Here is a 5,250-nt window from a genome sequence, read left to right on the forward strand (position 1 = left end):
GTCTGATATAGAATCTTAAGAATACACAGCAAACAACAACAGGGGAAGGAGCCACTAATGGATAAAATCGATAAGCAAATTTTGAACATTTTGCAGACAAATGCGCGGGCTTCCCTGAAGGAAATCGGCGAGGTCACCTTTTTGTCTTCACCGGCGATTTCCGCAAGGATCGCCCAGTTGGAAAGGAACGGCGTCATCACAGATTACGGCGCGCATCTGAACTTGCAGACGCTAGGCTACAATATCAAGGCTTTCATCAATCTGGAGGTCGATCCCAAGCAAAAGCCGGTTTTTTATCCTTTCGTGGACAGCATCCCGAATGTGCTGGAATGCAACTGTGTGACCGGTGAATTCTCGATGCTCCTGAAAGTCGCCTTTCCGACGACGAATGAACTGGATACTTTCATCGGGGAGCTGCAACAGTTCGGCAAGACCTACACGCAGGTCGTCTTCTCCACCTCGGTCGGTCCCCGAGGCATCCATTTTGAGGACCAATAACAATCCACAGCAATTCCGAAAAAAAAGGCTATCCGCTCCCGAAATAGACAGGGAGCGGATAGCCGTACATTTTATACGTAATATAAATTCTCGGACGGGTAAACTGGATCGCAAGTGATATCTAGGCCAAGATTCCGAAGGATCTGATCATCGTCTTTGTTCAGGATGACAGTTGAATGAGCCTGCACATCCTTCAGCTCGGAAAGTTTATCGTAAGCCAACTGGGCTGTCGGATTGGTGACCGCTGAAATGGACAAGGCAATCAGGATTTCGTTCGCGGTCAAGGTCGGGATGCGTTTATGCAAGCCTTCGCTCTTCAGCTTTTTGATCGGCTCCAGAATGACCGGGGACAGCAACAGGATGTCATCGGAAATGTTCGCCAAGGCCTTGATTGCGTTCACGATAGCGGAAGAACAAGCATCCATCAGATCGGAAGTTCTGCCGGTGATGATCCTTCCGTCGTTCAACTCGAAAGCGATGACAGCCGGAATCTCATTGTCGACCGCGCGTTTCATCAAACGTTTCGCATATTCGCGGGCTGGCTTCACGGGAGCGCGGTCTTCTTGCTTCAATTCGACCTCTTCCATGATCAGGCGCATATGGTTGCGCGTCTCTTCATCGCTCAGGCCTTTCTTGTAGTCGCATTCCGTGTCGAAGCTGCGGCGGATGATTTCCTGCTTCGACGCTTCCCGGATCGCTTCATCGTCGGTGATGCCAAAGCCGACACGATTCACGCCCATATCAGTCGGTGATTGGTAGACGGATTCCTTGCCGGTGATGCGTTCGATGATGCGTTTGATGACCGGGAATGTCTCCAGATCGCGGTTGTAGTTGACAGCCACTTCGTTGTAGGTCTCGAAATGATAGTTGTCCATCATATTGACATCCTTCAGATCGACTGTCGCGGCTTCATAAGCGATGTTCAACGGATGCTTCAAAGGAACATTCCATACCGGGAAAGTCTCGAACTTGGAATAACCGGCCGCGCGCCCTTGACGACGCTCGTGGTACAGCTGGTTCAAGCAGGTCGCCAACTTACCGCTGCCGGGACCCGGAGCAGTAACGACGACAATCGGCTTGGTAGTCGGAATATAGGTATTCTGGCCGAAGCCTTCTTCGCTGACGATCGTTTCGATATTGGAAGGATAGCCTTCGATGGCGCCATGGGTATAGACTTTGATGTCGCGTTTTTCGAGTTTGTTGATGAACACTTTGGTTGCCGGCTGTCCGTTGTAGCGCGTGATGACGACACTGTTGACGGCCAATCCGTATTCCCTCAGCTCATCGATCAGGCGGAAGACGTCCATATCATAAGTGATGCCGTAGTCGCCGCGGATTTTGTTGCGTTCGATATCGCCTGCGTAGACGCAGATCAGGATCTCCGCTTGATCCTTCAATTTCTGCAGCAACTTGATTTTGGCATCTTCATCGAACCCAGGCAATACGCGTTTCGCATGCTTGTCGCCGATCAGTTTACCCCCGAACTCAAGATACAATTTATCGTAATTGTTGACCCGTTCCAGGATGTATTTCGATTGTTCTTCAATGTATTTCTGTGGATCAAAGCCGATTTTTTTCATCTGTTTTCCTCCAATATCTGAATGGTGTATCTGTATACTTGTGCCGTTACGTGCCTCTTTCAGGATGCAGAAATGCGTCAGCTGACTCATCCGTAACGCTTTGATTTCAACTCTAACAATTATAGAGTATTTTTTTTGATTGGCAATACGTATTTTAAGCCCTTGGCGATTTGTTCAATAGCATGCGCGCCGTGATCCAAGCGGTGAGCGGGATGATTCCGGTCACTCCGATGCCGATGACGAACATGGAAACGACTTCCGAGACAAGCACTTTTGCGTTCAACGCCTCCCCAAATGAATAGGACAGATCCCTGAACCAGAGGAAAAGCGCGAGATAACCGCCGATGAATGAAAAATACAGCGTATTCGTCGTCGTTCCGATGATGTCCTTGCCGATCGTCATCCCTGACCGAAACAATTCCTTTTCATCCAACTGCAGGTTGCGGTGATGGACTTCATGCAACGAGGATGAAATGGAGATGGCCGTATCCGTAATGGCTGCTATCGTTCCCGTTATCAGCGTGCAAATACCGATTTGAACAAAATCCACATTCACAAAAAAGGAAAGCGTGGTGTACTCTTCCACTTCCTCGGGACCGAAGCCTTGTATCATCGCAAACCGATGCACAACAATGATCAACAACAGCAAGAAAAACGTTGTGACGATCGTGGCGATAAAAGCCGCCTTGGTCTTGACGTTCACGCCGTTTATGTAGAATAAATTGATGTAGCCCACCACCGAACAAGCCAGCAGGGTCACAAAAAGAGCTGGAAAGCCATTGATCAACAGCAGCACCAATACATAGAGGACGGCAAAATTGAAAAACAGCGACAGGAACGAAGAAATCCCTCGTCTGCCGCCCACCGCCCCCATCAGCAGCAAAAGCAACAGCGCCAATATCATCTGCACGCTCATCGACGATCACCCGCTTTCTTGGGAATCAGACGGACTGCTGTAAACATTGCCAACGGGACCGTCAAAACGATACCGATACTGCCCGCCAAAGCCCGGGTGATTTCCAAAGATAATTGCATCGAAAAGGTGTGAAACACATCGGAGCCGTTCTCCAGATAAAAAACGAGCGTCGGAATCGCTCCGCTGACATAGGCAAAAAGCAGCACATTCGCCATCGTCCCCATGATGTCCTTGCCGATTTCGCGTCCGGACTGGAATAAGGATCTGGCGGATATCGCGGGGTCTTTTTCGTACAGTTCCTGGATGGCCGCAGTCATCGTGATGGCGACATCCATCACCGCACCAAGCGAACCGATCAAAATGCTCGACAGGAAGATCCGCCGCGGATAATGCGTCACAAACTGCATTTCCTCATAGCGCAAGCCCTGCCCGTTCGTCAAGGCAATGACCCCATAGGCGATGATCAAGGTCATGAATGTTCCAATCAAAGTGGACAGGATGGCTGCGTAAGTCTTTCTGTTTCTGCCGCTGACCAAGAGGAGCGTAAGGACGGTCCACCCGATCACCGCAGCACTGCTGATCCATAATAATTGGGCATTATCCGCAATTTCATAACTGTCCAGAGCGACACTGAACAGCAAAATATTCCCTGCAATACTGACGAGAGAAAGCAGGCCTTTTTTGCCCGCTACCGCGACAAGCACGAAAAGAAACAAGGCACCCAAAAGGGCAACATATTTATCCCGCTTTACTCCGGAAATTTTACCTATCACGGCACCCGAAGCACTCTCGCTAAGGGAAAGGAAGACTTCATCGCCTGAACGGTACATCTGGCTATAGGCAAGTGAGTCGGAATAGTTGTTTTCGATCACGACCTGCGCCCCTTTAGACTCCCCGTTCATCAGTACAGCCGTCAGTTTTTGGTTGTATACGGGATAGCTTTCCCGATTGGCGCCAACCGTTTCATCGGTTCCAACAGCTTCCGCTGCAATGATTTTAGCGATTGGCTCTTCGTACAACGCGTAGTTATGGTAGCTGAATAGCGTCAGCATCCCCAACAACGCCGCAAACAAGGTCAATAATATAACTTTATGCCTAACCAACAACCATTTTTTCATCCGTTGTTTTTCCTCCCTTCAAAAGATTTCCGCATGGGGGTTATCGTTGAACGGAACTGAGGATCTTCTCCATCCGGATATCGTCGCGCCATTGCCCTTGGGAATAGGTGAAATGAGGAATGACGCCTATTTTCGTGAACCCTGAGTTTTCATACAATTTGATTGCGCCCGTATTGTGGGAAAAGACCCCCAGTTCTATGCGCTGATAGCCGATTTTCCGGCATTCTTCTTCATATAGGGCCATGACCGTTTTGCCGATGCCCTTGCTGCGCCACTCCGGTTCGCCAATGTAGATGCCCAACCAAGCTGTGTTTCCGTCATTCTTCAGCAGGGCAGGAAAGTCGCGGATGATCGACGCGATCCCGACCGGCTTGTCATCCACGCAGATGAAATAATTGCGTTTGTCCGGATTGCTCAGGCTTTCGCGGACGCCCTCTTCCGTAACCAAAGGCAATTCGCTTTCTTCATCATAGTGCGGGGTGATGAACGGCGAAATAGCCGGGTCGTTTTCCCAACGGAGTACCGTCTGGATCAGTTCCTCGTGCAACGGTAAGTTTTTCAGTTGCAGGTTCATTATTTCTTCGCTCCTTTAATTGTATCCATCAAACATTTGGTTCCATACGAAAAGGATTGCACCAGCCCAATCGGTGCAATCCTTTTCGCATATCCATAACTGTTTTAGAGAACTTTTTCATATGCCCAACGCATATCGCTGATGCTCGTCAGGATATGGCCGCAGTACGTATACCCAGCTTTCTGCAGAGCACGCTGCATGCTTTTGTTGTCGGGATGCGTATCGATGCGCATGCTGGCGTAGCCTTTTTTACGCGATTCATCCGCAGCCCATTCCACGATTTCCCCAAGAACGCCCTGGCCACGGAATGCGTCTTTGATTGTGATGCGATGGATGACACTGTAAGGATTATCCGTCAACCATTGGCCTTCTGTGATGACTTTATAGGTAGGATCCTCGCCGTAAAAGAACGCAAAAGTTGCCCCCGGAATGCCATCCCGCAAGTATATATAGCTGTATCCTCCGTTGATATCCTGAAGAATGACTGCTTCGTTCGGATATCCTTTTTGCCATTGATCAATGCCGGACGCCTTTAGCGTGACTTTCGCCTCATTGATGATTTCC

General features: G+C 49.4%; 6 protein-coding genes. 1 reads left to right on the plus strand and 5 read right to left on the minus strand.

Annotated features, from left to right (window positions below):
* The first annotated feature begins 57 nt into the window (after nucleotides 1–57).
* Nucleotides 58–498, plus strand: coding sequence for an Lrp/AsnC family transcriptional regulator (locus WBV27_RS11150; protein ID WP_424202077.1), 441 nt, complete (start codon nucleotides 58–60; stop codon nucleotides 496–498).
* Between the two features lie 71 nt (nucleotides 499–569).
* On the opposite strand, the gene WBV27_RS11155 is transcribed toward WBV27_RS11150, so the two are convergent.
* From WBV27_RS11155 to WBV27_RS11175, 5 genes are all read right to left on the minus strand, one after another.
* The gene (locus WBV27_RS11155) at nucleotides 570–2,078 is read right to left on the minus strand and encodes a DUF1846 domain-containing protein (protein ID WP_107994743.1); all 1,509 of its coding nucleotides are present in this window, start codon (nucleotides 2,076–2,078) and stop codon (nucleotides 570–572) included.
* A gap of 154 nt (nucleotides 2,079–2,232) precedes the next feature.
* On the minus strand, nucleotides 2,233–2,994 hold the full coding sequence (locus WBV27_RS11160) for a YibE/F family protein (protein WP_424202079.1): 762 nt from the start codon (nucleotides 2,992–2,994) through the stop codon (nucleotides 2,233–2,235).
* Nucleotides 2,991–4,112, minus strand: a complete 1,122-nt coding sequence (locus tag WBV27_RS11165) for a YibE/F family protein (RefSeq protein ID WP_424202081.1) — start codon at nucleotides 4,110–4,112, stop codon at nucleotides 2,991–2,993. The genes WBV27_RS11160 and WBV27_RS11165 overlap by 4 nt, the downstream gene beginning before the upstream one ends.
* 40 nt (nucleotides 4,113–4,152) lie before the next feature.
* Entirely contained in the window at nucleotides 4,153–4,686 is a 534-nt protein-coding gene (locus WBV27_RS11170; protein ID WP_424202083.1) for an N-acetyltransferase family protein, read from the minus strand.
* 104 nt (nucleotides 4,687–4,790) lie between these two features.
* Nucleotides 4,791–5,250: GNAT family N-acetyltransferase (locus WBV27_RS11175; protein WP_424202085.1), on the minus strand; the 460-nt coding region annotated here is incomplete at its 5' end.

The organism is Trichococcus sp., from assembly GCF_049589555.1.
GTDB lineage: Bacteria > Bacillota > Bacilli > Lactobacillales > Aerococcaceae > Trichococcus.

Coding starts and splice junctions, on each gene's coding strand:
- WBV27_RS11150 (WP_424202077.1), top strand. CDS start 58: ATGGATAAAATCGATAAGCAAATTTTGAACATTTTGCAGACAAATGCG.
- WBV27_RS11165 (WP_424202081.1), bottom strand. CDS start 4,112: ATGAAAAAATGGTTGTTGGTTAGGCATAAAGTTATATTATTGACCTTG.
- WBV27_RS11155 (WP_107994743.1), bottom strand. CDS start 2,078: ATGAAAAAAATCGGCTTTGATCCACAGAAATACATTGAAGAACAATCG.
- WBV27_RS11160 (WP_424202079.1), bottom strand. CDS start 2,994: ATGAGCGTGCAGATGATATTGGCGCTGTTGCTTTTGCTGCTGATGGGG.
- WBV27_RS11170 (WP_424202083.1), bottom strand. CDS start 4,686: ATGAACCTGCAACTGAAAAACTTACCGTTGCACGAGGAACTGATCCAG.